The 26,532-nt window shown below is 45.2% G+C and carries 32 protein-coding genes; 25 read left to right on the top strand and 7 right to left on the bottom strand.

Annotation, left to right across the window (positions count from 1 at the left end; genetic code table 11):
* Positions 1 to 10 precede the first annotated feature (10 nt).
* From NSQ57_RS20705 to NSQ57_RS20685, 5 genes are all read left to right on the top strand, one after another.
* The gene (locus NSQ57_RS20705) at positions 11 to 1,681 is read left to right on the top strand and encodes a response regulator (protein ID WP_029517172.1); all 1,671 of its coding nucleotides are present in this window, start codon (positions 11 to 13) and stop codon (positions 1,679 to 1,681) included.
* Between the two features lie 99 nt (positions 1,682 to 1,780).
* Positions 1,781 to 2,119, top strand: coding sequence for an STAS domain-containing protein (locus NSQ57_RS20700; RefSeq protein ID WP_023990272.1), 339 nt, complete (start codon positions 1,781 to 1,783; stop codon positions 2,117 to 2,119).
* Between the two features lie 18 nt (positions 2,120 to 2,137).
* Entirely contained in the window at positions 2,138 to 2,590 is a 453-nt protein-coding gene (rsbW, locus tag NSQ57_RS20695) for an anti-sigma B factor RsbW (protein WP_013311930.1), read from the top strand.
* The gene (locus NSQ57_RS20690) at positions 2,587 to 3,360 is read left to right on the top strand and encodes a sigma-70 family RNA polymerase sigma factor (RefSeq protein WP_013311929.1); all 774 of its coding nucleotides are present in this window, start codon (positions 2,587 to 2,589) and stop codon (positions 3,358 to 3,360) included. Before rsbW ends, NSQ57_RS20690 begins: the two co-directional genes overlap by 4 nt.
* Positions 3,361 to 3,481: 121 nt before the next feature.
* The gene (locus NSQ57_RS20685) at positions 3,482 to 4,441 is read left to right on the top strand and encodes a magnesium transporter CorA family protein (protein WP_342425228.1); all 960 of its coding nucleotides are present in this window, start codon (positions 3,482 to 3,484) and stop codon (positions 4,439 to 4,441) included.
* Positions 4,442 to 4,555: 114 nt separating this feature from the next.
* Here the strand turns inward: NSQ57_RS20685 and NSQ57_RS20680 are convergent, their stop codons facing one another.
* The 4 genes from NSQ57_RS20680 to NSQ57_RS20665 all read right to left on the bottom strand — a co-directional run bounded on the left by NSQ57_RS20680 (position 4,556) and on the right by NSQ57_RS20665 (position 6,668).
* A complete protein-coding gene (locus NSQ57_RS20680; RefSeq protein ID WP_049816975.1) occupies positions 4,556 to 5,032 on the bottom strand; it encodes a DUF5665 domain-containing protein in 477 nt (158 codons plus the stop codon).
* Between the two features lie 95 nt (positions 5,033 to 5,127).
* Entirely contained in the window at positions 5,128 to 5,529 is a 402-nt protein-coding gene (locus NSQ57_RS20675; protein WP_029517175.1) for a YtxH domain-containing protein, read from the bottom strand.
* A gap of 41 nt (positions 5,530 to 5,570) precedes the next feature.
* Positions 5,571 to 5,828 (bottom strand): GlsB/YeaQ/YmgE family stress response membrane protein, encoded by a 258-nt coding sequence (locus NSQ57_RS20670; protein ID WP_069011991.1) that lies wholly within the window; start codon positions 5,826 to 5,828, stop codon positions 5,571 to 5,573.
* 135 nt (positions 5,829 to 5,963) lie between these two features.
* Positions 5,964 to 6,668, bottom strand: coding sequence for a phosphatase PAP2 family protein (locus NSQ57_RS20665; protein ID WP_069011993.1), 705 nt, complete (start codon positions 6,666 to 6,668; stop codon positions 5,964 to 5,966).
* Positions 6,669 to 6,899: 231 nt separating this feature from the next.
* Here NSQ57_RS20665 and NSQ57_RS20660 point away from each other — a divergent pair, with 231 nt between their 5' ends.
* The gene (locus NSQ57_RS20660) at positions 6,900 to 7,619 is read left to right on the top strand and encodes a pirin family protein (protein ID WP_342425227.1); all 720 of its coding nucleotides are present in this window, start codon (positions 6,900 to 6,902) and stop codon (positions 7,617 to 7,619) included.
* A 192-nt stretch (positions 7,620 to 7,811) separates the two neighbouring features.
* On the opposite strand, the gene NSQ57_RS20655 is transcribed toward NSQ57_RS20660, so the two are convergent.
* Positions 7,812 to 8,039, bottom strand: coding sequence for a DUF1128 domain-containing protein (locus NSQ57_RS20655; protein ID WP_029517178.1), 228 nt, complete (start codon positions 8,037 to 8,039; stop codon positions 7,812 to 7,814).
* Between the two features lie 120 nt (positions 8,040 to 8,159).
* On the opposite strand from NSQ57_RS20655, the gene yyaC reads away from it, so the two are divergent.
* Together yyaC and NSQ57_RS20645 are read left to right on the top strand one after the other, a co-directional pair.
* Complete coding sequence (gene yyaC / locus NSQ57_RS20650) at positions 8,160 to 8,750, top strand: spore protease YyaC (protein ID WP_039273804.1); 591 nt, start codon at positions 8,160 to 8,162, stop codon at positions 8,748 to 8,750.
* A gap of 88 nt (positions 8,751 to 8,838) precedes the next feature.
* Positions 8,839 to 9,633, top strand: coding sequence for an alpha/beta hydrolase (locus tag NSQ57_RS20645; protein ID WP_029517180.1), 795 nt, complete (start codon positions 8,839 to 8,841; stop codon positions 9,631 to 9,633).
* A 154-nt stretch (positions 9,634 to 9,787) separates the two neighbouring features.
* Here NSQ57_RS20645 and NSQ57_RS20640 read toward each other — a convergent pair whose 3' ends face one another.
* Positions 9,788 to 10,354, bottom strand: a complete 567-nt coding sequence (locus NSQ57_RS20640; protein ID WP_069011999.1) for a pyridoxamine 5'-phosphate oxidase family protein — start codon at positions 10,352 to 10,354, stop codon at positions 9,788 to 9,790.
* A gap of 394 nt (positions 10,355 to 10,748) precedes the next feature.
* Between NSQ57_RS20640 and NSQ57_RS20635 the strand changes: the two genes are divergently transcribed.
* Positions 10,749 to 11,405 carry a DUF6483 family protein gene (locus tag NSQ57_RS20635; RefSeq protein ID WP_069012001.1) on the top strand — a complete coding sequence of 219 codons (657 nt, stop codon included), beginning with the start codon at positions 10,749 to 10,751 and terminating at the stop codon, positions 11,403 to 11,405.
* Entirely contained in the window at positions 11,392 to 12,606 is a 1,215-nt protein-coding gene (locus NSQ57_RS20630; protein ID WP_029517183.1) for an SAM-dependent methyltransferase, read from the top strand. Before NSQ57_RS20635 ends, NSQ57_RS20630 begins: the two co-directional genes overlap by 14 nt.
* 80 nt (positions 12,607 to 12,686) lie before the next feature.
* Here NSQ57_RS20630 and NSQ57_RS20625 read toward each other — a convergent pair whose 3' ends face one another.
* Entirely contained in the window at positions 12,687 to 13,010 is a 324-nt protein-coding gene (locus tag NSQ57_RS20625) for a hypothetical protein (protein WP_029517184.1), read from the bottom strand.
* 145 nt (positions 13,011 to 13,155) lie between these two features.
* On the opposite strand from NSQ57_RS20625, the gene NSQ57_RS20620 reads away from it, so the two are divergent.
* The 15 genes from NSQ57_RS20620 to NSQ57_RS20550 all read left to right on the top strand — a co-directional run bounded on the left by NSQ57_RS20620 (position 13,156) and on the right by NSQ57_RS20550 (position 26,427).
* Positions 13,156 to 13,770, top strand: coding sequence for a DedA family protein (locus tag NSQ57_RS20620; RefSeq protein WP_029517185.1), 615 nt, complete (start codon positions 13,156 to 13,158; stop codon positions 13,768 to 13,770).
* Between the two features lies 1 nt (position 13,771).
* Positions 13,772 to 14,341: a thioredoxin family protein gene (locus tag NSQ57_RS20615; RefSeq protein WP_029517186.1), complete on the top strand. Its 570-nt coding sequence runs from the start codon at positions 13,772 to 13,774 to the stop codon at positions 14,339 to 14,341.
* 3 nt (positions 14,342 to 14,344) lie between these two features.
* A complete protein-coding gene (locus tag NSQ57_RS20610; RefSeq protein WP_039273623.1) occupies positions 14,345 to 14,974 on the top strand; it encodes an MBL fold metallo-hydrolase in 630 nt (209 codons plus the stop codon).
* Positions 14,975 to 15,217: 243 nt separating this feature from the next.
* Positions 15,218 to 15,427, top strand: a complete 210-nt coding sequence (locus NSQ57_RS20605; RefSeq protein WP_039273621.1) for a hypothetical protein — start codon at positions 15,218 to 15,220, stop codon at positions 15,425 to 15,427.
* A gap of 81 nt (positions 15,428 to 15,508) precedes the next feature.
* Positions 15,509 to 15,895 carry an ATPase gene (locus tag NSQ57_RS20600; protein ID WP_342425226.1) on the top strand — a complete coding sequence of 129 codons (387 nt, stop codon included), beginning with the start codon at positions 15,509 to 15,511 and terminating at the stop codon, positions 15,893 to 15,895.
* Between the two features lie 305 nt (positions 15,896 to 16,200).
* Positions 16,201 to 16,488, top strand: a complete 288-nt coding sequence (gene gatC / locus NSQ57_RS20595) for an Asp-tRNA(Asn)/Glu-tRNA(Gln) amidotransferase subunit GatC (RefSeq protein WP_013311910.1) — start codon at positions 16,201 to 16,203, stop codon at positions 16,486 to 16,488.
* A 27-nt stretch (positions 16,489 to 16,515) separates the two neighbouring features.
* Positions 16,516 to 17,973 (top strand): Asp-tRNA(Asn)/Glu-tRNA(Gln) amidotransferase subunit GatA, encoded by a 1,458-nt coding sequence (gene gatA, locus NSQ57_RS20590; RefSeq protein WP_340933161.1) that lies wholly within the window; start codon positions 16,516 to 16,518, stop codon positions 17,971 to 17,973.
* Between the two features lie 26 nt (positions 17,974 to 17,999).
* On the top strand, positions 18,000 to 19,445 hold the full coding sequence (gatB, locus tag NSQ57_RS20585; protein WP_342425225.1) for an Asp-tRNA(Asn)/Glu-tRNA(Gln) amidotransferase subunit GatB: 1,446 nt from the start codon (positions 18,000 to 18,002) through the stop codon (positions 19,443 to 19,445).
* A gap of 129 nt (positions 19,446 to 19,574) precedes the next feature.
* A complete protein-coding gene (locus tag NSQ57_RS20580) occupies positions 19,575 to 20,036 on the top strand; it encodes a GNAT family N-acetyltransferase (RefSeq protein WP_029517189.1) in 462 nt (153 codons plus the stop codon).
* Positions 20,037 to 20,131: 95 nt separating this feature from the next.
* Complete coding sequence (locus tag NSQ57_RS20575) at positions 20,132 to 20,845, top strand: MgtC/SapB family protein (RefSeq protein ID WP_029517190.1); 714 nt, start codon at positions 20,132 to 20,134, stop codon at positions 20,843 to 20,845.
* An 83-nt stretch (positions 20,846 to 20,928) separates the two neighbouring features.
* Positions 20,929 to 21,582 carry a hypothetical protein gene (locus tag NSQ57_RS20570; RefSeq protein ID WP_029517191.1) on the top strand — a complete coding sequence of 218 codons (654 nt, stop codon included), beginning with the start codon at positions 20,929 to 20,931 and terminating at the stop codon, positions 21,580 to 21,582.
* A gap of 7 nt (positions 21,583 to 21,589) precedes the next feature.
* A complete protein-coding gene (locus NSQ57_RS20565; RefSeq protein ID WP_029517192.1) occupies positions 21,590 to 22,993 on the top strand; it encodes a DUF4097 family beta strand repeat-containing protein in 1,404 nt (467 codons plus the stop codon).
* A 108-nt stretch (positions 22,994 to 23,101) separates the two neighbouring features.
* Complete coding sequence (locus NSQ57_RS20560) at positions 23,102 to 23,533, top strand: Fur family transcriptional regulator (protein ID WP_029517193.1); 432 nt, start codon at positions 23,102 to 23,104, stop codon at positions 23,531 to 23,533.
* 184 nt (positions 23,534 to 23,717) lie between these two features.
* Positions 23,718 to 25,436, top strand: coding sequence for a glycosyl hydrolase family 18 protein (locus NSQ57_RS20555; RefSeq protein WP_342425224.1), 1,719 nt, complete (start codon positions 23,718 to 23,720; stop codon positions 25,434 to 25,436).
* 112 nt (positions 25,437 to 25,548) lie between these two features.
* Positions 25,549 to 26,427 carry a nucleotidyltransferase-like protein gene (locus NSQ57_RS20550; RefSeq protein ID WP_341039997.1) on the top strand — a complete coding sequence of 293 codons (879 nt, stop codon included), beginning with the start codon at positions 25,549 to 25,551 and terminating at the stop codon, positions 26,425 to 26,427.
* The last annotated feature ends 105 nt before the right edge of the window (positions 26,428 to 26,532 follow it).

Here is a 26,532-nt window from a genome sequence, read left to right as displayed (position 1 = left end):
GGAGGATTCCATGGGGCTTCATGAACCGATTCATATATTGCTGGTAGATGACAGACCTGAGAACCTGCTCGCTCTTGAGGCGGTGCTAGAGAGTGAACAATATAATCTGGTAAAGGCCACATCCGGGGAAGAAGCGCTGCGATGTCTATTAAAAGATGAATTTGCACTCGTAGTCCTGGATGTGCAGATGCCGGGTATGGATGGTATTGAGACCGCAAAGCTAATCAAGGCCAGAGAGAAAACGAAGGATATTCCGATTATCTTCATTTCAGCTAACAGCAAGGAAGCGGAGCATTTATTTGCGGGGTATTCAGCGGGCGGTATTGATTATATGGTTAAGCCGTTCATCCCTCAAATTCTCAAGTCCAAAATTGAAGGTTTCGTGCAAATGTATCTGACAAACAAGCGTTTGAAGACACAGTCTCATCTGCTTCATCAGAAGACCCAGCAGCTGGAGAAGATGAACAGCGAACTGATTGCCGCCAAGGAGGCAGCGGAGATTGCTGCCAATGCCAAAACGGAATTTCTGGCGATGATGAGCCATGAGATCCGCACACCTATGAACGGCGTCATTGGAATGATTGATTTGCTGATGGAGACGGAGCTGCAAAGCGACCAACAGGAATATGCCGATATCATCCGTCGTAGTGCAGACGCACTGGTAGCAGTCATTAATGATATTCTGGACTTCACTAAGCTGGAGTCAGGCAAAATGGAGGTAGAGGAATATCCTTTTGATCTGGTTTCCTGTATCAAGGAAGTTTTCAGCCTATTTACGGTAGAAGTGAACCGAAAGAACTTGGAACTGGTTTATTTTCTCGATGAACAGATGCCTCCTGTGTTATATGGAGATATGGGAAGATTGCGTCAAGTACTGATTAACCTGATATCCAATGCTGTCAAATTTACAGACCGGGGCGGGGTGTATGTCTTCGCATCTGTCAAAGAGCAAAGCGATAATGGACTTACCGTTGAGTTTTCTGTGAAGGATACAGGCATTGGTATTGATCCGGCTAAGGTTGGAAGGTTGTTTCAGCCCTTTTCCCAACTGGATTCTTCAATGACACGTAAATATGGTGGAACCGGGTTAGGACTCGCCATTTGTAAAACCTTAGTGAATATGATGGGCGGAGATATCCGTGTAGATACGAGCGGAGAACAGGGCGTGACGTTTCATTTCACAATGAAGCTTGGCTTTGCTCAGGAAAATGAACTGGAGGGAGAGTCCAGCCACGATTGGGAAATTCCACATCAGGAATCTCCAAGTCGTAGACCTGTACTGGTCGTTGATGATCATCCGATTAACCAGAAGCTGATGGTTAATATACTGGATAAGCTCGGTCTGGCTTCAGATGTGGCAGCAGATGGACAGCAGGCGCTTGATATGGTCACGGCTAATCAGGACTATGACTATATCTTTATGGACTTGCAGATGCCTGTGATGGACGGTCTGGAGTGCACAGGGAGAGTGCGTGAACAATTGGCGGGAAGATCGCAACCTGCCATTATCGCCATGACGGCTAATGTGATGGAGGGTATTCAGCCTCGATGTATTGAAGCGGGGATGAACGATTATATTAGTAAGCCCGTTAAAATCAGCAGTGTAAAACAGGCATTGCTACGGCATTCTCCGGACCATTTTCCAATGCAACCGGGTAAAGATCAGATCAATGAAGCTTAGATGGTGGCATTTGGTAGTGTTTAAAAAGTTATACCGTGATTCAAACGCTCGTATAATGGGTTAGTATGTAGGGAAATCTTTTTTTGGGAGAGTAGGCCTATGAATACAAATAAAAATGAGAAGTTTAATGCAATTACGGAAACAACCGATGGCGTAAATACCGTTTATCTGAGTGGAGAGTTGGATCTTTCGGTAGCACCTGATTTTCGTCTGGTGATGGAGCCTTTGGTGGGGGAATCCAGCCAAGATTTGATTATTAACTTGAGAGACCTTAAATACATTGACAGCACAGGTATTGGAATCTTGTTATCCATTTTAAAAGCAAGGCATGGGATGGAGTCTCGCTTTGCTGTTCAAGAGGTACCGCCTCAAATTCAAAAGCTATTTGATATGACTGGTATTGCCAAATTCTTTGTCCCCCAGGAGAATTCCCAATAGGAAAGGAAAGAAAAAGAAATGAACGCTCAAATTCAAAAAGTAGTTCTTAATTTGCCGGCAACTGCTGACTTTGTTGATATTGTAAGATTAAATTTATACGGTATTGCCGCGAAAATGGGATTCTCTTATGAGGATATTGAAGACATGAAAGTGGCTGTATCGGAAGCCTGTAATAACTCTGTCCTTTATGCATATGGTCATGAGGGGGGAGTCGTGGAAGTGACATTCGAATTTGATGAAGTTTCGCTGTCCATTCGTGTCAAAGATGAAGGGGAGAGCTTTGAACGCGTGGAGGACCCGTCCCGTATCGCATCCTTGCATGACAAGGAGTTGAATGATGCACAGATAGGCGGATTAGGCTTTTATCTCATGCAGGCGCTTATGGACGATGTCCATATCTTGAATGAGACAGGAAAAGGCACCGAAGTGGTGCTGGTAAAGCGCTTGACCAGAAGTGAGGAAAGAGTATGAATGAAAAGGTAACTCCCCCGGAGTCGATGGATGAAGCCGTTGGTCTAATCTGGGAGTACCAGCAAACCAAGGATAACGAGATTGCTACCGTGCTGATCCGCAAGTATGAGCCGATGGTCAAGATGGCTGCCGGGAAAATCTCCCGTAACCGTCCGGACTTATACGAGGATTTATATCAGACCGGTCAGATGGCTTTGATACGTCTGCTTCAGCAATACGATATCAGCTTGGGTATCCCATTTGAACCGTACGCTATGAAAAGTATGCTGGGACATATGAAAAATTATTTGCGCGACAAATCCTGGTACATCCAGGTTCCTCGCCGCATTAAGGAAAAGGGTGCGCTTGTTCAACATGCTATTGATGAACTGACCGTTAAGTTGGAACGCTCACCCAATGTGGACGAGATTGCGACCTATTTGGATCTAACCGTGGAAGAAACGATCGAGGTGCTTGCTGGTCGTGAGTGCTATCACTATGTTTCACTGGACTCGCCTTTATCCCAGGAAGAGAGTGCAGCTACGTTAGGCGAGCTCATTAGCTCGGATGCTAACGATTATGACACTGTGGAAAAACGAATGGATTTGCAGCAGGCTTTAAGCCAACTGAAGGAGCAGGAACAGAAGGTGCTTCTTCTGGCATTTCAGGACGGTCAATCTCAACGTGCGATTGCCCAGACGTTGGGCGTATCACAGATGAGCGTTTCCCGTATTCAGAAGCGGGCTACGGAAAAGCTGAAGCAGATTATGTCTAATTCCTCTATTTCATGAGAAAAACGCGGAATTCTTGGTTTAACATATTTGATGTCACATCGTAAGGACACGTTATTCCGATTTGGGGAAACGTGTCCTTTTTATAAAGCGAAAAAGGTTGGGAGGAAGGTTGGAATCCATGACAGCATTTGAACAGATTTCTTCCTTTCGTGGAGGATGGGAATGGTGGGACATCAGTGCTGGGAATTGGCAAGATTCGGTCATACAGCACTTGAAGGAGAAGCTCCCAGAAGCCGCAGAATGGCTGGACAAGGTAGAGGACATTCCATCCAGCTTTATATCTGTACGCTTTCCAGATGGCAATCAGCCCTTAATGTACGGGTCGCTGATCTACTCCGTTCAAGAGGAAATCGATAGTCAACGCAATTGCAACAAGTTTTATTTTCTGGTTCTAAACCAGAAGCTGGTGACGTTAAATTTGGATCAAAACACCCGTGAAATTATGCACACCGCGGAACGCCAAAAAATGCTGGAACAGTGTGAGGATGCAGCTGACGGCATGTTTGTATTGGCGAGAGCCGTGCTTCATTATTTTCATACAGGTATGGATAAGTTCGAGATCAACCTGAGAAGACTGGAAGAGGACATGGAGAAAAGAAATGCCCGTACACTGATGGATTCTATATTGAATGCACGTTTCGAGCTGTTGTATTGGAGCAATATGTTCATTCCTTTTTCAGAGCTGGTAACGGCTTCTCGGGAGGCATATTTGGATAAACTGGAGGAGAATCGCTTTTTTAAGCAGTTACTTTACCGTGTGACTCGGATGGAAGGACTTTTCCTGCATTATGAAAAGGAAATCGACACCCTGATCTCTATTGACGAGGCCATTTCCGCTTTTAGGGGCAATGAGATTACGAAGACGCTCACCATTGTGACCGCCGTTTTTACACCTGCCACTGTAGTGGGGGCCATTTGGGGCATGAACTTTGAAAATCTGCCTTGGATTAAAACAGGCTGGGGTTTTACCGCCGTGATTATTGCCACATTGCTATGTATGGCGGGAATGTACGGCTGGCTGATGATGAAGGGGTGGACAGGAGACTTATTGAAAACTAACAAGCGCAACAAATTGTAGCGGCTGCTTACAGCTGTTATAATTTACAAATAAAAAACGATCCATCGTAACAGGAAGCTCTTTGGGGAGTCTATATCGGTTACGATGGATCGTTTTTAATTGAGATAGGGACAATTACTTAGTACCTTGGCTCATTTTGATATATCCTAATAATTCGGCGATGAAATCTCCGATGACCGGAAGATTTAACTGTACCAGGAAACTGAGCAACCAAGCGAGCAAGGCGAGTATGACCACTGTACCCAGCGTAAGGCCGAGACCACGTGCAATCCCTGCAGTCAGATTGCTCATAATTCTTCTTTTCGTGCTGGAGTAGTTCTCTATAATATCTTTGAATTCTGCTTTTTCCAATGTATCTGCGATTTGATCTAGGCGTTTGTTAAGCCGCTTGACCTCATGGCGAAGTTCAAAAGGATGCTCATTTACATCAAAGTCTCTCTCCGGATCATGTGTTTTAACATGATGATGAGTAGAAGAGGTCTGCTTGGATGAAATCTCATCTGGCTGATCTTGAGCCTGGAGGGGGTGAAAGGTTCTCTTGTTGTTCCGAGCAAGATCATCTCCATAGGAGTTTGGTTTGTTCATTGTCATCCCAGCCTTTCTATCATTTAAAAACAGCCAGCTTCTTGCATGCTGGCTGTTCAGTGTTTGGATATTATTTTGGTTGTAATCGGAATGTGTTCCTATTAGGAATTTGCATTTAATTGTTTTTGAGTGTCCTTGGCTGCTTGAGCGGTTGCATCCATAACTTCTTTATCCGCTTTGGCCGCTTCATTAGCGACATCGGCAGAAGCTTTGGTTACGCTGGATACGATGTTGTCTTTACTCTCGGATACCGTTTTGGCTACATCTGCTGTTTTAGTGGAAACGGTTTTGGCCAAATCTGTCGCTTTGCTGCTAACTACAGATGCGACATCCTTCGTTTTATCGGAGACAACAGTCATTTTTTCGGACAGATCACTACGTAAATCGCGACCCGGCTTTGGAGCGAACAGCAGGGCTGCCGCAGCACCAATCAAACCTCCAATGAATAAACCCTTTGCAAAACCTGAAGTGCTTGCCATATTTTGATTGTCAATGTTACTCATGATATATCACTCCTTTTATAGAATAAAAATATATATAAATGTTAGGTAGCCCTTCTCAATAGCCTGGACGCAAGTCCGAGCAAGAATACGAACAATGCGGTTCCAAGTATGGCTGGAATGACTGCAAAATCTCCGATGACCGGGCCCCAGTCTCCCAACAGCATGACACCTAGCCAAGCTCCTACAAATCCAGCAATCATAGAGCCTGCAATGCCGCCAGGCATTTCATGTCCAGCTAGTGCATCGCCAATCAATCCGATAATAATGGCCATTACAATACTTAGTACAATTCCCCACACAAGGATCGCCTCCCTTATCCTAAGTTCACAAACGATAACGTTTTTGATAAATGCTGAGCTTCGATATTGCTGTGCCTTGCTTACTTCGTATATAAACGTCATGACCCGGAGTGAAACAAAAAGCCGAATCGGACGTTATGGGCGGGGGGGAGAAGAAAGTTGCATTTTCGCTCGCCAATAGATCATAGGAACGGTAAACGCCAGCCAAATGATGCCTGCAATATAACCACCCACAATATCTGTAGGAAAGTGAACTCCTAAATATATACGGCTTAGTCCAATCAATATAATGAGCAGTGCACCAAGAACGCACGGGAGGAAGAGCGAACGCTCACGAATCTTTCGTTCTATAGCCCAGATGGCAAATATCATGCCGTAAAATCCCATGGAAATCATCGCATGACCGCTGGGAAAACTGTAGCCCCCGGCTTCAACCAAATGTTGAAGTGACGGGCGTTCCCGTTGCAGAATTTCTTTAATGAGCGTATTCAGCACCCACATCGCCGTAAAGCTGCTTAGGATCGCAAAGGAATAAGCTTTTGAACGAAGAAAGACCCAGCATAAGGTAGCAGCACCGAGGGCGATAATTAACGACATGCTGAATGAACCGAAAGACGTAATGAATATAGCGATGGTTAGCAATTGGTCATGAGTAGCTGCTGTGTCTGGAAAAATAGCATCCTGTATACGCTCATCCCAATATAGAAAAGGAGCCGTGCCAATCCATTGCACAGAGTAGGCGATGAGAAGCATCACAGCGATCATGATAATAGATGCATACAGACTACGACGCAAATAGCTTGGTAGGAACCGGGATGGTTGGGGTTTATGGGATAGCATATGTAATAAATCTCCTCCTTATGGCTGTAATAGATTTAATTTTTCGTACTATTAACTTAACTAATAATGAACTTAAGAGCAAAACTCGACGGAGACGACAGGCTGATTGAGGCATTTAAGCCCGGGGTAAAGGGATCGTATCACAGTGTTTGCAATGCCAGGGCCGAAAGTGGAATAGTCATCACGAAGCAAGGCTGCTTTACGGAACTGTAATCCATGGAGGTGTTAAGGATGATTAAAATAGTGACATCGGCAGAAAGACATACCTCAAATAAAGGATGGATTCATAGTGAGTTTAGCTTTTCATTTGCCGATTATGAAGATCCGAGCAATGCCCATTTTGGTTGTATGCTAGCCCATAATGATAACAAACTTGAACCGCAGCAAGGCTTCAAAAGACATCCGCATCACGATTTGGAAATCGTCACTTATGTAATTGAAGGCCAATTGCATCATAGCGACAGCTTGGGACATGAGCAGGATTTAAAAAGCGGCTCGATTCAGGTTCTGAGTGCAGGCACCGGGATTGAACATGAAGAGCGAAATACTGGGGATGAAAGACCGGTTCGCTTTTTGCAAATGTGGTTTTTACCCGAGAGCCCTGACATTCAGCCTTCTTATCAGGTGCAAAGATTCAAGCACAGTGAACGCCTAAATCGGCTTCAGCCTGTTGTGTCTGGTTCAGAAGTGGAGGGAACGTTATCCATCGCGCAGGATATAAATCTGTATCTGAGCAGATTGGAAAAAGGCCAGCAGCTTGAATATCCGCAGCAAGAGGAGCGCCGCACCCACATTTATGTAGTTAGCGGTCATGTGGAAGTTACGTGCCAGGATGGAGATTTTCAGTTAGGGCCTGGTGATGCTGCACGAATTCAAAAAAGTTGTGCATTAAAGATACTAGCTACAGGTAATGAGGATATATCTGAACTGGTGTTAGCAGATTTACCTTGAAGCATCCTTGAGTGAAGAAGTGTATGAAAATGCGTATATGCAATCGAAAAATAAAGCTCGTATCCCCGTTGCGCGTCTGTTGAAGCGAGCGGAGGTACGAGCTTTATTTACGGTGACAGGGCCACTGGCATGAAGGCTGTTGCTCATGATGATAGGTTGTAATACAGCTAAGCTGTATTCCTATAGGCTGATTCAGGAGGACTTACGCAATCTACCCAGTTCAGAAACAATAGCTTCAACCTCGGAAATGCTCAGGTTAGGCTTGTTTATCACCATATCATAGACATCATGGATGTCCTCGTATTGCTCCAGCGAGAAAGCGGAAGCTTGCATAGCAGCACCACTCGCCATACGGAGCTTGGTTTTAATGCCCTCAATCATATACTCAATGTTGGCATGAGACGGTACAGACAAATCCATCGTTAATTTTCCATCCTTTCATAACAGGGGAAGTTGCCTGTATTGTATCATGTTTTTGTTGTAGAATGTACTGAAAGCCAGATTACCAATATACAACCGAATCAAGGAGGATGGGCAAAGTTGTCTTTGTATAATCGAGCTTCCGCACCCGGACGCTCGTCCTTAGAACATAATGTAAAGAAAACAGATCGAGATGGACTCGCGCCGTTTTTCCGAGAAATTCATCATCAGCATGCTATAGATAAGTTGACTTTTGTTTGTATCGGTACAGATCGCTCGTCGGGTGATTCACTGGGGCCACTGGTAGGCACCATGCTCAAGGAGCAAGGTTTTCCGCACGTGATTGGGACAATGTCGGAGCCCTGTGATGCGGATCATCTGGTTCCATACTTGGAGTGCATTCCCCAAGATCATCATGTGATCGCCATAGATGCTTGTCTTGGACAGCACGGCTCAACGGGAATGTTTCTTATTGCGTGTGAACCGCTAACTCCTGCGCGATCGGTAGGGCTGTCTCTGCCGTCTGTGGGTCATTATAGTGTTGCAGCGATTGTGAATGAGCGCAGTCCCAAACCCTATTGGACACTCCAAATGACTTCGCTTCACTTGGTCATGACAATGGCTGCGCATATTGCTAATGCGGCGGCTTGTGAATTTGGCTTAAAAACAGCTTCGCAAGATTTTCCAGAGGGTTACCGTTTCAGATATTGATCGTCTGCTTAATAATATACATCAGCATGTTCTACTCACTAATATATTCAGATCCAATAGATTATATACAGAGAAGGAAGGGTTCCACATGGAAAAGGTATTATGCGAAGGAACGACGATCTGCTATGCCGAACAGGGAAAAGGAGATCCGATCATTCTATTGCACGGATTTTGCGGAAGCTCCTCCTATTGGGATGAGGTTGTTCCCTTGCTGTCCCCAAGCTATCGTTGTATTGTTCCAGACTTGCGTGGACACGGACGCAGCGATGCTCCACTAGGAGCCTATACGATTGATCAAATGGCAGATGATGTGCTTAAACTTCAAGAACAATTGGACATCCCTCAGGCTGCCTGGTTTGGTCACTCCCTAGGAGGCTATTTAGCCCTTTCGGCAGTGCAGAGACATGCAGAGCGCCTTACAGCCTTTGGACTGATTCATTCCACAGCTTATGCAGATACGGACGAAGGTAAAGAAAAGCGTAACAAGGCTGTATCTACCATCCAAACGGAGGGGATTACCAACTTTGTAGATGGACTCGTACCGGGACTGTTTGCTCCTGATCATGTGGAGTCGATGTCCAGCCAATTACTTAAAGTCAAAGAAATTGGCTACAAAACACCTCCGCAAGGAGCTGTAGGAGCATCATTGGCTATGCGCGAGCGTCCTGACCGACGGGATGTGTTGTCGGCTTCTGCCTTGCCAGCTCTTTTAGTAGCGGGGGAGCAGGATCAGGCGGTTCCTCCAGCGCGGACGTTTACAACAGATCGGGCCGGAGTAACTCAGGTTACCCTGCCGGAAGCAGGTCACATGAGCCTGTTTGAGGCACCGGAGCTATTAGCTAATGCTATCTTGGCGTTTTTGGAGCAAAACTTGAAAAAGTAGACTAAGGTAAGCCCAAAAACCGGAACCCTTTGATGTGATCGTCAGAAGGTTCCGGTTTCTTGTATGCAAATTGTTTTTAGATGTGGTCACTATACATTCAGTTTATTTGAATTTTGCTGACTTGTTGTATCATATCGGTTATTGTGCAGAATACCTAAGTCATATTATTTTTGTTCAAGGCAAACGCCGTCGGCAAACCATCAATACTCTCTAAACTTTTCTCGTATGCATACTTTTTAAGTACTTCTTCGCCCATCTGAATCGCCACGTCCTTCAGCTTTTCCCGTTCGCTCGTGTAAGTCATGAAGGGAACTGCAAAACCACATGAATCCTGCACCATATGAACATCAACTACTATGATTTGTCTTGCTCCAGGAAGTGGATTAAAGAGAGGATACAGCTCATTCCAACGCTTTGTATTGGGCAACACGACTGTGCCAGTACCATAGAGTCTTAATACACTGGGCTCGCCTTCAAATGCACAGAACATGATGGTTACCCGTCCGTTCTCTATAATGTGCGCACTTGTTTCGTTGCCACTTCCCGACAAGTCGAGATAGGCTACCTCCTGATCTGACAAAATACGAAAGGAATCATATCCCTTGGGGGAAATATTCACATGCCCCGTCTCGGATATCGGTGCTGATCCTACAAAGAAAATATGCTGTCGCTGTATGAACTCTTTATATTCCGGTAGTATCGCACTGAATTTTTTTCCCATACTTAAACGTCCTCCCCTGTAAAATATCAATGCATAATTTTGTTTCGAATGAAAATAAATATTTTATTTTATTATATGAATCAATAAATAATAAAGATTATTTTTGTTTCGTATGAAACAAAAATAACACGAGACTAACGGAGAATCAATATCAAATTTTCAAATACTCTATTTCGTTAGTCCATGATCGGCTACAAAACACTGTACTAACGGAATGTTACGTGCCATACGTGATTTCTGAGTGTCGAATCTTTGATGCTATAAAGTATTTGTAATTGTGTTAAATGAAATTGCGGCATGGCGGTGGCATTTGGCTTTTAGACAAGGATGTCATACAATCAGAAGACAGAAGTTTCTGGTTGTCTAGGCATCGGGATGAAAGGAAGGAAACGGCTTGCTTAGAAAAGACTATTTGCTCAGTATGATGGAAGAATTGACATCCGCAGTAGCATCGGTGCTCGGTCTTAGGCGCGAAAATAAACACATCGAAGCGCTGAAACAGCTAGATGACCTGCTCAACAAGCAGTTTCGTCTTCGTTCAGATCTGCTCAGACGATTGCCGCCGGAACAAATTATTGAGCTTTTCCGATTGGGCCCTGGAATTGAAGCGGATAAGCTTCAGCAGGTGGCTCGCATTTTGGAGGAAGAAGCCGCGATTTACCTGGAAACCAGCAGAACAGACGAAGGTATACGAATCTTGATGAAATCTCTTCATTTATATTTGTACAGCGATACGAATGGCGCGACTCGTGATCTGCAGGTCCTGCCTGAACGAATAGCGTGTATCGTAAAGCTGGTGCGCGAATATGAGCTCCCCCCTGAAACCAGCAAGCTGCTGGCTGTTCATTACGAGCGAGAAAACAGGTTGGACGAAGCCGCCGATGTCTGGTTTGGATTGGCATGGGAGCAGCCAGAGCTGCTAGCGGAAGCGGAGACGTTTTATAGTCAATTACTGGATAAGACCAATGCAGAGCTGGAGCTGGGTGGAATTTCACGCCAGGAAGTCACCGAGGGTTTGACCGAGATCACCCAATTACATGAAAGAAAGTGAGATGTACCTTTTGGATTCACTGCGCGAACTTATATACCAATTGACCACGGGAGGATCCCTCATAACAGCGACGCTGAGTCAGCTTCGCAAACGGGAGGATGCTTCTTTTACTAAAGTACAAATTAAACCTGTAGAATTGAAAAACAAACTGCATTACCAGTTTGCTTTTCATTACAGCAACAAAGTCATTCATGAAAATCTGACCCCTGACGAAGCTAACGAGCGTATGACTGCCTTGTTTGAGGACACGTTCCGCCAAGGACTTTTATGCGCCAAGGATGCAGACTACCAAGTGCTGATCAGTAAAAAATATAAAGTATCCATTCTGACAAAGTCACCGAGCAAAAGTAAAGCGGACCTGTCTCATAATCGCAAAAAGCAATATGTGCTCGAAGAAGGGGAACGAATTCCTTTCCTGATTGAGCTGGGGATTATGAATGAGGATGGTAAGGTACTGGCCCGCAAGTATGATAAGTTTCGTCAAATTAACCGGTTTCTCGAAATGGTGCAGGATGTATTACCTAGCCTTCCGGTAGGCCGCCCATTGACGATTGTGGATTTTGGCTGTGGCAAATCGTATTTGACCTTTGCGTTGTATCACTATTTGGCTGTACAGCAAAAGCGACCATTGCAGATCGTTGGTTTGGACTTGAAGGCAGATGTCATTGAAGCCTGTAATGTTCTGGCTCAAAAGCTGCAATATCGACAGTTGGAGTTTCTGGTCGGTGATATCGCAGACTATAACGAACTGGAACAGGTGGATATGGTTGTTACCTTGCACGCTTGTGATACTGCAACAGATGCGGCGCTGGAAAAGGCTGTTCGCTGGGGTGCTTCCGTCATTTTGTCGGTTCCGTGTTGCCAGCATGAGCTGTTTAACCAACTGGAAAATCCGGTATTGGAGCCATTGCTTTCCCACGGCATTTTAAAGGAGCGTTTTTCTGCACTGGCAACGGATGGAATCCGGGCCAAACTGCTGGATATGATGGGATATCGGACACAGCTATTGGAATTTATCGACATGGAGCATACACCTAAAAATATTCTGATTCGTGCCGTCAAAGGGCAAGCGGGAGAACAATCCGTTCTGTGGCGTGAATACACAGCATTTCGGGATTTTATTCATGCTGATCCTTATTTGGAACGCGCTTGTGCGGACTTGCTTCCCGAAGGAGCGGGGAAAAAGCAGACACATAGCTAGGAATATAGTAAAAGTGGAGCCGCTGCGGGGTGGCTCCACTTTTTTGTAGTTCACAGTTCATGATTGCAGTACGCAAACATCTATCCGCCATAGGCATTTCTAAAAGCGGTGCACAAGACATCGCGATCCACCTTCCACAATGCCGCGAGCTCCTCGCTGACATCTTCATCCCACCAGTCGCACAGTAGTTTGCGATTACTATGGTTTTCCGCAATCCAGATAAGGTGTCCGACGACCTTGCGGCAGTATAGTTCTTCGCCCTGCTTGACCAGATCAGGAGCAATGTGAACAGGCAGACGTTTGCAGGTTCGATACAACTCTTTGGTACATGCGCGGCGGATACCACGAGCCGTGGGTAATCGGGATTGTGAATTGTCATGTTTGGGGAATTTGCCGGGAGGCATATTGTACCCCCTCCTCTCTCTCACAACTTATGCGGGCAGAGGATCCGGGGTCACTGACTTCCCTTTTTGGACGAAGTGGCGACTTGTTCTGCCGCTGTGATACACTAAATGAAAATAGAGAAACAGGCAGGGAGTGGGAAGAGAGATGGACCAAATATCTAGTATCATTAATTATTTGTTTGAGATCATTCGTAGTCTTGGGTATTTTGGTATTATGCTAGGCTTGATGGTGGAGGTCATTCCAAGTGAAATAGTCCTCGCTTATGGCGGTTTTTTAGTGTCCTCGGGTCATATTAATTTTTTTGGCGCAGTCGTGTTTGGAACGATTGGCGGGGTGCTGGCCCAGTTGTTCATTTACTGGATTGGACGCTATGGCGGCAGACCCGTTTTAGATAAGTATGGGAAATACATACTCATCAAAAAAAGTCATGTTGACCACGCTGAAGCCTGGTTCAATAAATATGGCACAGGGGTCATTTTTACAGCTCGCTTTATCCCTGTTGTTCGTCACGCGATCTCAATCCCTGCCGGGTTGGCTCGAATGAACGTATGGCGCTTTATTATTTTGACAACGCTGGCGATTATACCTTGGTCTGTTTTGTTTATATATTTAGGTATGCTGTTGGGAGACAAGTGGGAACAAATTGACGAAGTGGCAGCACCTTACATCAAACCGATTTTGCTGGTTGCTCTTGCGCTCTTGATCATTTATTTTGTTATCAAATGGATTGTAGCCAAAAACAAAAAAGGAAGTGTATAACATGAGCCGTACTAACGTATCGCAATATTTCGGAAAGGGCTTGAGTCCTGAACAATTTATGGAGGGCATGGAAAAGAACAAAGAAGCCTTCCGCTCTGGATACGATCAGTTTGTGTGGAGCAGCGAAGAGGATCGGGAGTTTTTTGAAAGCCTGAACCATCGTGATGATCTGCGTGTGCTTATATTGGCTGCCGACTGGTGTGGGGATGTAGTACGCAATGTGCCAGTTGTGTTCCGCGCGTTGGAGAATAGCGGGATTCCAACCGAAGTATTGATTCTGGAAAATCATCAGGCGCTGATGGACGACTTCCTGACAATGGGCGGACGTGCTGTGCCGATTGTGATTTTTGCGGATACGGGAGGTCATGTACTTGGCCACTGGGGACCACGCCCTGCACATGTTCAACAAATTATGATCGCATTCAAACGTGAAAATCCAGATCGGGAAGCCGATGATTATCAAGAAAAAATCGCAGTTGCTCGTAAAGAAATGGCTGGAAAATATGGGGAGGGAACCGAGGTCCATCCTGTAATTGTTCAGGAATTACGCGAGCTGATCTCGGGATTTTAACTTATGACATTATCTATTCGCAGTTTTAATCTCGGCCCGCTCCAGACGAATGCTTATTTGCTTCAAGGAGATGATCCGAAGCGCGCTGTTATTATTGATCCAGGGATGAATCCGGGTCCTTTGCTGAGAGCCATTGAGCCACTGACGATTGAAGCTATCCTGCTGACGCATGCCCATTTTGACCATATCGGAGGAGTAGAGGAGATTCGCAATGCCAAAGGCTGCCCGGTTTATCTGCACGCCTTGGAGCAAGACTGGCTTACATCTCCTAAGCTGAATGGCTCCTTGATGTGGCCAGAGGCATCCCCTCCGATCTCGACGGAACCAGCCGAATATGACTTGGCAGAAGGTCAACAATTGAACTTGATCGGTCACACGTTCCGGGTTTTCCATACACCGGGCCATTCACCCGGAAGTGTCAGCTTTTTATGCGGCAAAGATCTTTTTTCCGGGGATGTGCTATTTCGTCAGGGCGTTGGACGCACGGATCTGACGGGCGGCCGCGAACGGGATCTATACGATTCTATTCAGAACAAATTGTTTCCACTCGGAGATGACGTTACAGTCTATTCCGGTCACGGTCCCAAAACGTCCATCGGTTATGAGAAAGCTAACAATCCGTATATCCGGTAAATGTGATGAATGTTTTCAGTAGGGGCAAAATCAAAGGTGTGACAGGTTTTGCCCCATTTCGACAACAAATTATAAATTATGTATAGACAAAGGTTTTTATTTTTGTTAACATAAATTTATTGAAGTTACATACTAAACTCGCGAAGCACGCAAGCTGTGGATGAATCCCGGTTTGCGTTCTTTTTTTTGCCCATTAAGAGGATAAAGAGGCATGAGGCCGTCAGATCACAAGGGGGAGCAAGAATGAAAAGAAAACATATATATGGGGTACAACGTGAGATTGGAGGTAGTTTCCGGGTTCCCAATATAATAGATATTGAAGATTCTGTGGCAGATTCCGAGCCGAAGATCATAACTTGGAAAAAGGTGAAACGACGGGGCGGAATCCCTACACAAAACTGGCATGTGAGGCTGGATGAACACAGGTTGGGACGTGGAGACGGTCGATTATGAAGATACATAGATGATATAGACAAGCTACTTTTTTTTTAGTAGACTTAGCAGATAAGTTCAGACAAACGGGGGGGGCTAACGATGCATCATTTAGGATCTAGAATTATGATCGTCGCGGATGCTTTTGAGCAGAATCTTCCTGTGGGCGAACATGGTTATATCATTGCTTACGACCGTAATGCGGACAATGCTTTTGACTATGTCATTCGCGTACCGAAGGTGAACCGCAATTTTTTTGTACCATCCGGAGACATCGAGCTGGAAGAGAGTATTCTCAAGCTGGAAGCCGAGCGGATTGAGCGTGAAGCGCTGATAGATTACGCCCTTGCTACCCATAATGAGCAACTGTTCATGCATGTGATGAACGGTGGTATTGATTCGGTAGAGACTGAGGAAGAAGAAACCGCGGCGGAGTTGTTGTCACAGGCTGATTTTATCAGACAAGTCAATTTGCGTGCTTGGATATAGAAGTCGGCTACGGTCGATTCTTTTTAAGAATATATAAAGGGCACAATCTCAGCTCCTATAGTTTTCACGAAAGAGCACCGAAAGGTGCTTTTTTTATATTCTTTTAGCAACATTTACCTCATCGAAGTGCAGTTTGCTTCTGTACCGCGTCAAAGATTGAATTGTAAAGGGTTCTATCCTATAATTAAAAACGTTATTTCAAAGTTCGGTGCAGCATTTTTTAATATCAGGATTTTGCAAAATTCGATTTCAGTCGCTTATTGGGATTTTTTGCAAAATCCTCATATACATGAGGAGGGTTTTGTATGAACATTTCCACGGAAGATGTCCGTCACGTAGCCAAGCTGTCCAGGTTGAATCTGACCGCGGCTGAGGAAGAAACGATGACAGGACAATTAAACGCCATTCTCCATTATGCGGAGAAGCTGAATGAGCTGGATACGGAGCAGGTAAAGCCGACCACTCATGTGCTGCACGTCAGCAATGTCATGCGAGACGACGAAGTTCGCGAAAGTTTGACACATGAGCAAGTGATGCGCAATGCACCTGAAGAAGAAGACGGACAGTTTAAGGTTCCTGCTGTTCTGGAATAGATCTCATATTTGAAAGGAGGATGCAAATTGAGCTTGTTCAATAACACATTGCCCGAGATACATAACAAGCTGCATCAAAAGGAAATTTCCGTGAGTGATCTGGTAGGACACGCTCTGGAGACAATTGGTGCGCGGGAAGACAAGATCAGAGCTTATATTACCGTTGACGAGGAACAGGCCCGTGCATCCGCACGTCAGCTGGATGATCAACTGATTTCCGGAGAGGAAAGAGGGTTGTTGTTTGGCCTGCCAGTTGGCATTAAGGATAATATTGTGACAGAAGGGCTGCGTACAACATGTGGCAGTCAGTTTTTGAAAAATTTTGATCCCGTTTACGATGCCACAGTTGTTAGCAAGTTACGCGCAGCGCAAACCGTGACACTCGGTAAAATGAACATGGACGAATTCGCCATGGGCGGCTCTAACGAGAACTCCAGCTTTTTCCCTGCACGTAACCCTTGGGATTTAGAACGTGTTCCCGGTGGTTCCAGTGGCGGCTCGGCTGCGGCTGTTGCAGCGGGTGAGGCTTATTTCACGCTCGGCTCGGATACAGGGGGTTCCATTCGCCAGCCCGCTTCTTACTGCGGAGTAGTTGGCCTGAAACCAACCTATGGTCTAGTATCCCGTTTTGGACTGGTGGCTTTTGCCTCCTCTTTAGACCAAATTGGACCCATTACTAAAAATGTTCAGGATTCGGCCTATGTCCTACAAGCCATTGCAGGTTATGACCAGAAGGACTCCACTTCTGCAAAGGTAGACATTCCTGATTATTTGAACGCTTTAACCGGGGATGTAAAAGGACTACGTATCGCTGTGCCTAAAGAGTATCTTGGTGAGGGCGTCGATCCTCAGGTCAAGGAGAAGGTGCTGGATGCACTGAAAACGCTGGAAGGATTGGGCGCTGTATGGGAAGAGGTATCTCTTCCACACACGGAATATGCGGTTGCGACATACTACCTGCTGGCTTCATCCGAAGCATCGTCCAATCTGGCCCGCTTTGACGGTGTGCGCTATGGTGTGCGCGCTGACAATCCAGATAACCTGCTTGATCTGTACCATCAGTCCCGTACGCAAGGGTTTGGTCCTGAGGTGAAGCGTCGGATTATGCTCGGTACCTATGCACTCAGCTCCGGGTACTACGATGCTTATTATTTGAAAGCTCAAAAAGTGCGCACACTGATTAAACAGGATTTTGATCGTGTATTTGAACAATATGATGTGATTATCGGACCTACTGCACCGACAACTGCTTTCAAAATCGGCTCGCAAGTGGACGATCCATTAACAATGTATTTGAACGATATTTTGACGATTCCGGTGAGCTTGGCTGGTGTGCCAGCCATTAGCATTCCGTGTGGTCTAGCGGATGGAATGCCAGTCGGACTACAAATCATCGGAAAAGCCTTTGACGAGTCTTCCGTGCTACGCGTAGCTCATGCTTTTGAACAAAATACCGAATTTCACAAGCAGCGTCCGCAGCTGTAATTTGCCAAAAAGGAGGGAACCTATTTATGTCTACAACTACATCCAAGTATGAGACGGTCATCGGACTTGAAGTGCACGTGGAATTGCATACGAAGTCTAAAATATTCTGTGGATGCTCGACATCCTTCGGAGCACCACCCAACTCTCATACATGTCCGGTCTGTCTCGGTCATCCAGGGGTATTGCCGGTATTGAACCGTCAGGCCGTTGATTATGCAATGAAAGCAGCAATGGCGCTGAATTGCACCATTGCTGATGTGAGCAAGTTTGACCGCAAGAACTATTTTTACCCCGATTCACCTAAGGCCTACCAAATCTCACAATACGATCAACCCATTGGCGAAAATGGCTGGATTGATATTGAAGTGAATGGTGAGACAAAGCGTATCGGTATTACTCGACTGCATCTGGAAGAGGACGCAGGGAAATTAACACATGTTGATGGTGGCTACGCATCTTTGGTCGATTTTAATCGGGTCGGCACACCATTGGTCGAGATCGTTTCGGAACCGGAAATATCTTCGCCGGAAGAAGCCAAGGCCTATCTGGAAAAAATACGTGCCATTATGCAGTATTGTGACGTATCCGATGTGAAGATGGAGGAAGGATCACTTCGCTGCGACGCGAATATCAGTCTTCGTCCGCATGGACAAAAAGAGCTAGGAACTAAAGCGGAACTGAAAAACATGAACTCCTTCCGTGGCGTACAGCGCGGACTGGAATATGAGCAGTTCAGGCAGGCGCAGACGCTGGACGAAGGCGGAACAATTGTACAGGAGACACGTCGTTGGGATGAAGCACAAGGTAAAACTTTATCCATGCGTGGTAAAGAACAGGCCCATGACTATCGTTATTTCCCAGACCCGGATCTCGTTACTCTTCATATAGACGAGGAATGGAAAGAGCGCATCCGTGCTTCGATTCCTGAATTGCCTGACCAGCGTAAAGCACGCTACACTTCCGAATATGGATTACCTGAGTATGATGCCCAGGTGATTACGTCCTCCAAGCCATTGGCCGATTTGTTCGAGGATAGCCTTCAATTCACCAAGGATGCCAAAGCAGTATCCAACTGGATTATGGGGGATCTACTCGGTTATTTGAACAGTGCCGGTGTTGAACTGTCGCAGGTTAAATTGACCGGTCGGGGCTTGGGTGAAATGATCGGACTGCTGGAGAAGGGAACGATCAATAGCAAAATCGCTAAAACGGTCTTCAAGGAAATGCTGGAAAGTGATAAACTGCCACAGCAAATTGTCGAAGAAAAAGGGCTTGTACAAATCAGTGATGAGGGTGCGATCCTTACAATTGTCGAACAAGTTGTAGCAGCTAACCCGCAATCAGTTGAGGATTACAAAGCTGGCAAGCAAAAGGCCATCGGCTTCCTAGTCGGTCAAGTGATGAAGGAGAGCAAGGGGAAGGCAAACCCTGGCCTTGCTAATAAGTTGCTGACGGAAGTGCTGAACCGCTAATGGCATAGATTTGACAGGGGCTTGTCTTTTAGGGACAGGCCCCTTTTGCATAGCCGCTAAGAATGGTTGGCGCGAACAAGCTTTAGAACCTGATGGCATTTTATGAGTTTCCTTAGGAGGGAAAACAGCATGGTTACCCTATGTTCATTGGAAGATGATGATATCGTCAGTCAGATATGGCGTCTACAGCATGTTGCCTATAGGCTGGAAGCTGAGCTGATTGGGTTTGATGAAATTCCTCCACTGATGGATACATTGGATACGCTGAGAAGCTGTGGAGAGTCTTTTTATGGGTGGCTGGAGGACGGTGAATTGCTAGGAGCACTGGCTGTGCAGTCCGAATCGCCCGATTCGCTTACCCTTACACGTATGATGGTTCACCCAGATCATTTTCGTAAAGGCATTGCAGATTCTTTAATGAAGCATGTTTTGAATGAATATCAAAATATCCCGTTGTTTATCGTCTCTACAGGAACTCTAAATACTCCTGCGGTGGCGTTATATCGAAAACATGGCTTTCGTCCCGTATCTGCGGCTGAGGTCGCTCCAGGCGTGGAATTAACTACCTACCATCTGCATAAGGTGGAATAGCATTGAGGTATCAAATTGACATTAAAAATGCACATAAGCCCACAAACCGCGCACCCGGAGTGGGAAGCACGACATAACCGGGAGGAGAGACTCGAATGAATAATCCGTGGATTATAGACGATTCACATATCATTTTACGGCTTTTACTGTCCATGCTTCTCGGTGGATTCATTGGGTTTGAACGCGAGCGTTCCAATCACGCAGCTGGTTTGAGGACTCATATTATGGTCAGCCTTGGTTCGACGCTGATTATGCTACTCTCCATTTACGGCTTTGCCGATTTTATTAAAGAAGCTAATGTACGCATAGATCCCGCTCGTTTGGCTACCGCTGTGATCACTGGCGTAGGCTTTTTGGGTGCAGGAACGATTATGTTCACAGGTAAATCCATTACCGGACTAACGACTGCGGCTTCCATTTGGGTCGTGGCTGCTATTGGCCTTGGGGTCGGAGCAGGGTTTTATTTCCCATCTATAGCGGCGACAGTGCTCGTATTTTTAAATTTATGGGTGTTTAACAAAGTTGAACTTCGGTATATGCGTGGACGCAAGCGCCATCTTATTACATTGTACGGATTGGCCTCTCACGGATTGCTGGATCAGATTTCGACTTATTTAGAGCAAGAAAAAGTGGAAATACGTAAAATAATGATTAAAGAACATGAAAATGTCCCATTTCACGAATTACATCCAGATCGGCAGAGTATGGAGGTTTCCCTAGAGGTGCTGGCCCGTCATGATTTTAATCCTGTACGTATTGCAGCAGATTTACGACAATGGGAAGATATAGCTGCAGTCTCTGTTGAGTAATAGGGTACCTTTTTTTAACAGTTACTCTTAAATCTGATTGGGGTACTATGTAAGCATTGAAATGTTTTTCAGCGGAACCACGTATGGGATTCAAAGGGGAGGATGGCATGAACTCGGAACAACCGTTACCGTCTGGAGAGGCTGGACAGCTACAAGCATCGGAACAGCTGGAACAACCCAGACAGGGGAAGCGTCTAAAATACGCTAAATTTCGCAAAGTGATTGCCATTATCATGGCGGCATTGTTACCCGGACTGGGACATCTTTTTTTAGGACTGTTTATCAGGGGGCTTAGTTTTATTGTATTGCTCCTGCTAGATATTTTTGCGATGCTGTATGTTTCCTCTGACGGCTTAAGGATCAACATTCCATTACTTATTTTGCTTGGATTGTTCATACCTGTTTTATATTTTTATAATGTATATGATGTCTTACAGTCTGCAGATTATATGGTTCGCTATCGACGTAAGCCTGATCGTTATGTACGAATGGATGCTAGAGGCCAGCAAAGTAGTCCTTTTTATGCGTGGGAGAGAGGCTTTGCTTTTGCTGTGCTGATGGTGGCAGGCGGTGGGCTTATGATTTTGTTTCGCATGAAACCTCGCTGGTTGAGCAATTTCTTTGAGGATTATGGATTCCTTACGCTGGCTATTTTATTAATGATGATCGGTTTATTCCTTTTTCTAAGGGAAGCCTTTCTGACCTTTAAGCGTAAAAAGTTGAAAGAAAGAGGGTGAAGCTGGCGTGCACCGTAAAATAAGAGTCGGGCGCTACACCTCTTCGCTTCTGTTGATGGCTGTAGGCATTTTGCTTATTGTAGATGTGTTTCAAAATACTGAATATATGCTTCAACTCCTCGTTTGGTGGCCCGTAATCTTCGTGCTTTGGGGACTGGAGTATCTAATTTTTTTTGCTGTGTACTTTCGGAAAGAAGGCAAGTCTGACAATGGAAGGCGATTCAGACCTGACCTAAAGGGGATTCTGTCCGCTTTGGTAGTGGCAGCCTCGGTTTTTATCGTGACCCAGCAAAATCATTATATGTATCTGTGGAATCGGGTCAGTCTCAATCTGACGTCAGCCTCTATGGATTTTAGCCAGGCTAAAGAGAATCGGTATGATATGGGTGGTGTGCTGGTACCTGTAACTATGCAGACGTCCGATTTAATAGTTGATTCGGTTAATGGTGATGTAACACTGATCAGACGACCTGTGTCCAATATAGAGGTACGAGGGACTCTATGGGTGGATCAAGCGCCTGCTGCCGAAGCGGACAAGATTGCTCAAGCTTCTTCACTGACTTCTACCGACGGCAAGACTATCCAGATTCGTCCGGAGGCACAGTCATACGGAGCATCAAGCAAACGTCAGCCCCGTGTGAACATGCTGATCACCGTGCCTGAGGACCGACGGTTCAATATGCAGATTAGAACCTCCAACGGGAATATTACCTTGAATGGAGTTGATGCTATTGACAGCATTAGACTCGAGAGCGGTAATGGAAATCTCATCGTTAATGACGCTATCGGCAATGTCAAGGGAGGCACGCTGAACGGTCAGGTTAAATTGCATCGGATTTCTGGAGATGTGGATGTGCGCACGAACCGAGGCGACATGCAGGCAGGCGATATTGAGGGAGCTGTCACACTACATACCATGGTAGGTGACATTCAGCTTGCTCGTTCGGAAGGAGATATCACTGTTGATACTCAGAATGGGGACATGAATGTGTTGAATTCTACAGCCAAGCTGAATGCTAATTCGCTTAATGGCTCTATCAAAGTGCATAGCGAACAGGTGAGCGGAGATTGGAAAATATACAGTGCTGTCGGTGATATCGTATTGGATCTTCCGTCGAATGGAGATTTTCAGTTAGAGGGTTCAAGCAGTTATGGTAATCTTCAATCCGATTTTCCATTTAAAATAGACAGTAAAAGTATTTCAGGCCAAAACGGGACAGGCAAGTATGCGATCAACGTGGAGGGCAACAGTAATTTAACCATTAAAAAGTTACTGATGCCGTCGTTACCCGACTTGGAAGATTCCGGGGGTACGACTGCGCCCGATACATCTGAAATCTCTCCGGCTGAACCTAGAGCTCCCGAGACAGATACCTCTATAGGAGCATCCGGCGACAATACGGCGCGTTGACAAGAAACTTGAGTAGACCGTACAATGTGAGTAGGTTTAGAAGTAAGTTGTAAATAGATGCGTGGTAATTGATAGGATCGTAAGTAAGGGATAAGGCGGTGGACATATATGGCAGCACGCGTCCAGCATGCTTTGGAACTTCTAAAGAAGACAGGTGTACGCATAACACCCCAGCGTCATGCCATATTAAACTATTTGATGGAAACCATGGGGCATCCGACTGCAGATGAAATATATCGAGCGCTTGAGTCCAAGTTTCCAAGTATGAGTGTGGCTACGGTTTATAATAACTTAAAGATGTTTATAGAAGCGGGTATGGTACATGAGTTGACCTATGGAGATAACGCCAGTCGTTATGATGCCAATATTTCGGAGCACTATCACATCATTTGCGAAAAATGCGGAAAAATTGAAGATTTCAGTTATCCCTATTTGGCTGATGTGGAACGTCATGCTGCGTTGGAAACAGGCTTCGAAGTGCATGGACATCGTATGGAGTTACACGGAGTATGCAAAACTTGTAGTAACAAACAAACGTAACGAAACAAGGAATAGAGTTTTTTTGTGCGGTATGTATATATTGTAATGGATTGGAAACGTGAGCAATTCTCCGTAAGCGGGGATTTACCGCGTTTTTTTGTTTAAATCACTTTACTTTTGTTTCAAGTAATCTGTTGAGGTTACAAAATACGGAATTCAAAGTTCATACAATGGAGGTTCAATATTGGCCAGAAATCATTCCAGACGCCGCCGTAAACGTTCACGATTCAAAGGAGCGGCAAGCCTGCTATTATTTGCAGCGATTATATGCGCAATTACTGTCGTATGGTTTGGTAATCCCCTTCATGAGAAACCCGATTGGCAGGGCAGTGTCCGTCCTATTTTTATGCAGGGCAAGTTGACTGGGTATGAAGCTCAAAGCTCCGGCAAGAACATGCTGATGCCGCTTAAATTGGTGCAAAGTCAAATTGATCCTTCGGTTCGCTATGAGGATGACAGCCAAACCGTCATTATGGCGACGAGACAAAGCTTGCTCTATATGAAGGTTTCGAAGGCACAAGGGGAATTGAATGGTAAAACATATGCGCTGAGCGCAGCCCCCCAGGTGATCAGTAGAGAGGTATATATCCCGATAGAGGCTGTACGTGAAGTATACGGCGTTTCTATACACGAAGATTCTGTAACGGGTGCCGTTATCTTGATGAAGGCCGGCGAGAAGGTCAGGCTGGGTAATGTAGAAAAGAAGGATGGGCAACAGGATGCTAGAATTGCCTTACGTAAAGAAGCCTCTAGCCTATCTTTTATTTTGACAGATGTACCTCAGCGGACGAAAGTACGTATCTGGTCCCAACAGGGTGATTGGTATTTTGTGCAGTTAGACAATGGCTATGCAGGATACATTAAATCAGACCATATCGCTGAAGGAGAAGAGCTTGTGATTCCTTCGGTTAAGGACGATTTGTCCATATCGGAGAAGCATTGGGAGGGTAGACCAGTGAATCTCGCTTGGGAAGCCGTCTATAATCGCAAGCCCGATCCTTCCAAGTTTGATCCTATGCCTGGAGTAAATGTGGTGAGCCCTACGTGGTTCAGTGTCGTCGATCATGAGGGCACTGTAGAAAGCAAAGCGGATCCTTCTTATGTCAGCTGGGCACATCGCAAGGGTATGGAGGTTTGGGGGTTGTTGAGCAACAGTTTTAATCCCGAACTAACAACAGAAGCTTTGTCTACCTTTGAACGTCGAAAGTCGATTGTAGATCAGATGATTTCACTTGCTCAACAAAATGATCTGGACGGTATTAATATCGACTTTGAAAATGTTCATACAAAGGATGGCCCCAATGTCACCCAATTTTTGCGTGAACTTAAACCGATGGCTCGGGAACATGATTTGATACTGTCCATTGATGTTACGCCTAAATCTCAAAGTGAGATGTGGTCTGTTTTTTTGGATCGAAAAGCATTGGGGACTATAACAGATTATCTCATGGTAATGGCGTATGATGAGCATTGGGCGGCTAGTCCAAAAGCTGGTTCCGTCGCCTCGTTACCATGGACGGAAGCGTCAATTAAGCGAATTATTCGGGAAGATGAAGTGCCGTCTCAAAAAGTGGTTTTAGGTATTCCGTTATATACTCGCGTGTGGTCCGAGACTCCCAAAGAAGGGAAGATTAAGGTCACCTCCAAATCACTTGGTATGGAGTCAGCAGCCAATATCATAGCCCAATTTAAGTTGAAGCCCAAGTTTAGAGCTTCCGAAGGCCAGAATTATGTCGAGTATACAGAAGACGGCGTAGTCAAAAAGATTTGGCTGGAGGATCAGGTATCTCTGAAGGCAAGAGTAGAACTTGCCAAATCGCTGAAGCTCGGAGGAATTGGTGTGTGGAATCGAAGCTTTGCAGATAAAGACGCTTGGATAACACTGAAAAAAATAAGTGAATAAGATAAAAAAATTTACAATTGAAGAAGGAAGTTTCTTATTTATGTAGAAATGATCACATGTATCCAAATATCCAATTTGCGGTCATAGCCGCCTTGCAGGTATGGAGGGAGAAGTGCAGCTAACCAAATTAAACCTGATATATGATGAATTGTTGCAGGAGGATTCGATAGGTATTATTTCGTACAGAAAACCGGGAGAGTATTTTCACGGTTCGATGTTGTATGACTTTGATGAACTCATTCTAATTATTGGAGAAGGCACCAAGCCAGTCCGTTCTATTCAACACTTATTTGTGAATGGTTTAAGATGCCAAGTGTTGTACGCAACGCTCAGTTGTCTGAAGGAATGGATTATAGCTGGTGAACAAGCCAACATTATAGATTATGTGCTAGAAGGGCGTATTGTCTGGGAAAGGGATGACAGGGTTCGTTTTTTAAGACAGGAAATTGTTGATTTTAACGATCCACTGCGGGAGCAGAAGCGATTTCATGAGTTCTCCCGCTTTCTGGTCAATTACGTTCATGGTAAAAGAGCGGTGCGAGAAGGGCGGATCATTGACGCTTATCAAAGTGTTCTGAAAGCATTGGATCATTGGGCATCTATTGAACTCATTGAACGGGGGATTTATCCAAAGGTTCACTTATGGGTTCAGGTACAGCCTCTGGATCGAACAATTGACAAACTGTATAACGAACTCACATTAAGTACGGAAACCTTGGAACAACGGGTTGAACTAGTACTGCTTGCTTGTGAATTTTCAGTTATGTCAAAAATGGAGGAGTGCTCCTCTCCGCTATTCCGTATATTAGGCAGCAGACGGGAACCTTGGTCTATAAATGAACTTATTAACCATCCTGAGCTAAAGAATCTCCAATTGGATCTTACCGTCGTGCTCCGTAAACTGGTATATCGATCACTTATTAGAGAAACAGCTGCCGGGGATTTTAGGGATCGCGGGCAAAATCGTGAACTGCGTTACTCTCTTATTTGATGTATACAGGGGTTGATTTGTCAGGAAGAAAGGTTGTTAAACCGACTTTTCTTCCTTTTTTTGCACATGATCTAGTATTTATAAATAGTTAAAAAATATAAATTA

Source organism: Paenibacillus sp. FSL L8-0502, from assembly GCF_038593055.1.
GTDB lineage: Bacteria > Bacillota > Bacilli > Paenibacillales > Paenibacillaceae > Paenibacillus > Paenibacillus polymyxa_D.
Note: the sequence above shows the minus strand (reverse complement) of the source record. Positions and strands in the feature narration are given on the sequence as shown.

Excerpts from the sequence above, each read along its gene's own strand:
- NSQ57_RS20675 (WP_029517175.1), bottom strand. The coding sequence starts at position 5,529 with ATGAGTAACATTGACAATCAAAATATGGCAAGCACTTCAGGTTTTGCA.
- NSQ57_RS20560 (WP_029517193.1), top strand. The coding sequence starts at position 23,102 with ATGGCAGCACGCGTCCAGCATGCTTTGGAACTTCTAAAGAAGACAGGT.
- NSQ57_RS20625 (WP_029517184.1), bottom strand. The coding sequence starts at position 13,010 with ATGCCTCCCGGCAAATTCCCCAAACATGACAATTCACAATCCCGATTA.
- NSQ57_RS20660 (WP_342425227.1), top strand. The coding sequence starts at position 6,900 with ATGATTAAAATAGTGACATCGGCAGAAAGACATACCTCAAATAAAGGA.
- NSQ57_RS20605 (WP_039273621.1), top strand. The coding sequence starts at position 15,218 with ATGAAAAGAAAACATATATATGGGGTACAACGTGAGATTGGAGGTAGT.
- rsbW (WP_013311930.1), top strand. The coding sequence starts at position 2,138 with ATGAACGCTCAAATTCAAAAAGTAGTTCTTAATTTGCCGGCAACTGCT.
- NSQ57_RS20685 (WP_342425228.1), top strand. The coding sequence starts at position 3,482 with ATGACAGCATTTGAACAGATTTCTTCCTTTCGTGGAGGATGGGAATGG.
- NSQ57_RS20655 (WP_029517178.1), bottom strand. The coding sequence starts at position 8,039 with ATGGATTTGTCTGTACCGTCTCATGCCAACATTGAGTATATGATTGAG.
- NSQ57_RS20700 (WP_023990272.1), top strand. The coding sequence starts at position 1,781 with ATGAATACAAATAAAAATGAGAAGTTTAATGCAATTACGGAAACAACC.
- NSQ57_RS20680 (WP_049816975.1), bottom strand. The coding sequence starts at position 5,032 with ATGACAATGAACAAACCAAACTCCTATGGAGATGATCTTGCTCGGAAC.
- gatB (WP_342425225.1), top strand. The coding sequence starts at position 18,000 with ATGTCTACAACTACATCCAAGTATGAGACGGTCATCGGACTTGAAGTG.
- NSQ57_RS20620 (WP_029517185.1), top strand. The coding sequence starts at position 13,156 with ATGGACCAAATATCTAGTATCATTAATTATTTGTTTGAGATCATTCGT.
- NSQ57_RS20645 (WP_029517180.1), top strand. The coding sequence starts at position 8,839 with ATGGAAAAGGTATTATGCGAAGGAACGACGATCTGCTATGCCGAACAG.
- NSQ57_RS20575 (WP_029517190.1), top strand. The coding sequence starts at position 20,132 with ATGAATAATCCGTGGATTATAGACGATTCACATATCATTTTACGGCTT.
- NSQ57_RS20600 (WP_342425226.1), top strand. The coding sequence starts at position 15,509 with ATGCATCATTTAGGATCTAGAATTATGATCGTCGCGGATGCTTTTGAG.
- NSQ57_RS20640 (WP_069011999.1), bottom strand. The coding sequence starts at position 10,354 with ATGGGAAAAAAATTCAGTGCGATACTACCGGAATATAAAGAGTTCATA.
- NSQ57_RS20610 (WP_039273623.1), top strand. The coding sequence starts at position 14,345 with ATGACATTATCTATTCGCAGTTTTAATCTCGGCCCGCTCCAGACGAAT.
- NSQ57_RS20705 (WP_029517172.1), top strand. The coding sequence starts at position 11 with ATGGGGCTTCATGAACCGATTCATATATTGCTGGTAGATGACAGACCT.
- NSQ57_RS20630 (WP_029517183.1), top strand. The coding sequence starts at position 11,392 with ATGAAAGAAAGTGAGATGTACCTTTTGGATTCACTGCGCGAACTTATA.
- NSQ57_RS20690 (WP_013311929.1), top strand. The coding sequence starts at position 2,587 with ATGAATGAAAAGGTAACTCCCCCGGAGTCGATGGATGAAGCCGTTGGT.
- NSQ57_RS20665 (WP_069011993.1), bottom strand. The coding sequence starts at position 6,668 with ATGCTATCCCATAAACCCCAACCATCCCGGTTCCTACCAAGCTATTTG.
- gatC (WP_013311910.1), top strand. The coding sequence starts at position 16,201 with ATGAACATTTCCACGGAAGATGTCCGTCACGTAGCCAAGCTGTCCAGG.
- NSQ57_RS20570 (WP_029517191.1), top strand. The coding sequence starts at position 20,929 with ATGGGATTCAAAGGGGAGGATGGCATGAACTCGGAACAACCGTTACCG.
- NSQ57_RS20580 (WP_029517189.1), top strand. The coding sequence starts at position 19,575 with ATGGTTACCCTATGTTCATTGGAAGATGATGATATCGTCAGTCAGATA.
- NSQ57_RS20615 (WP_029517186.1), top strand. The coding sequence starts at position 13,772 with ATGAGCCGTACTAACGTATCGCAATATTTCGGAAAGGGCTTGAGTCCT.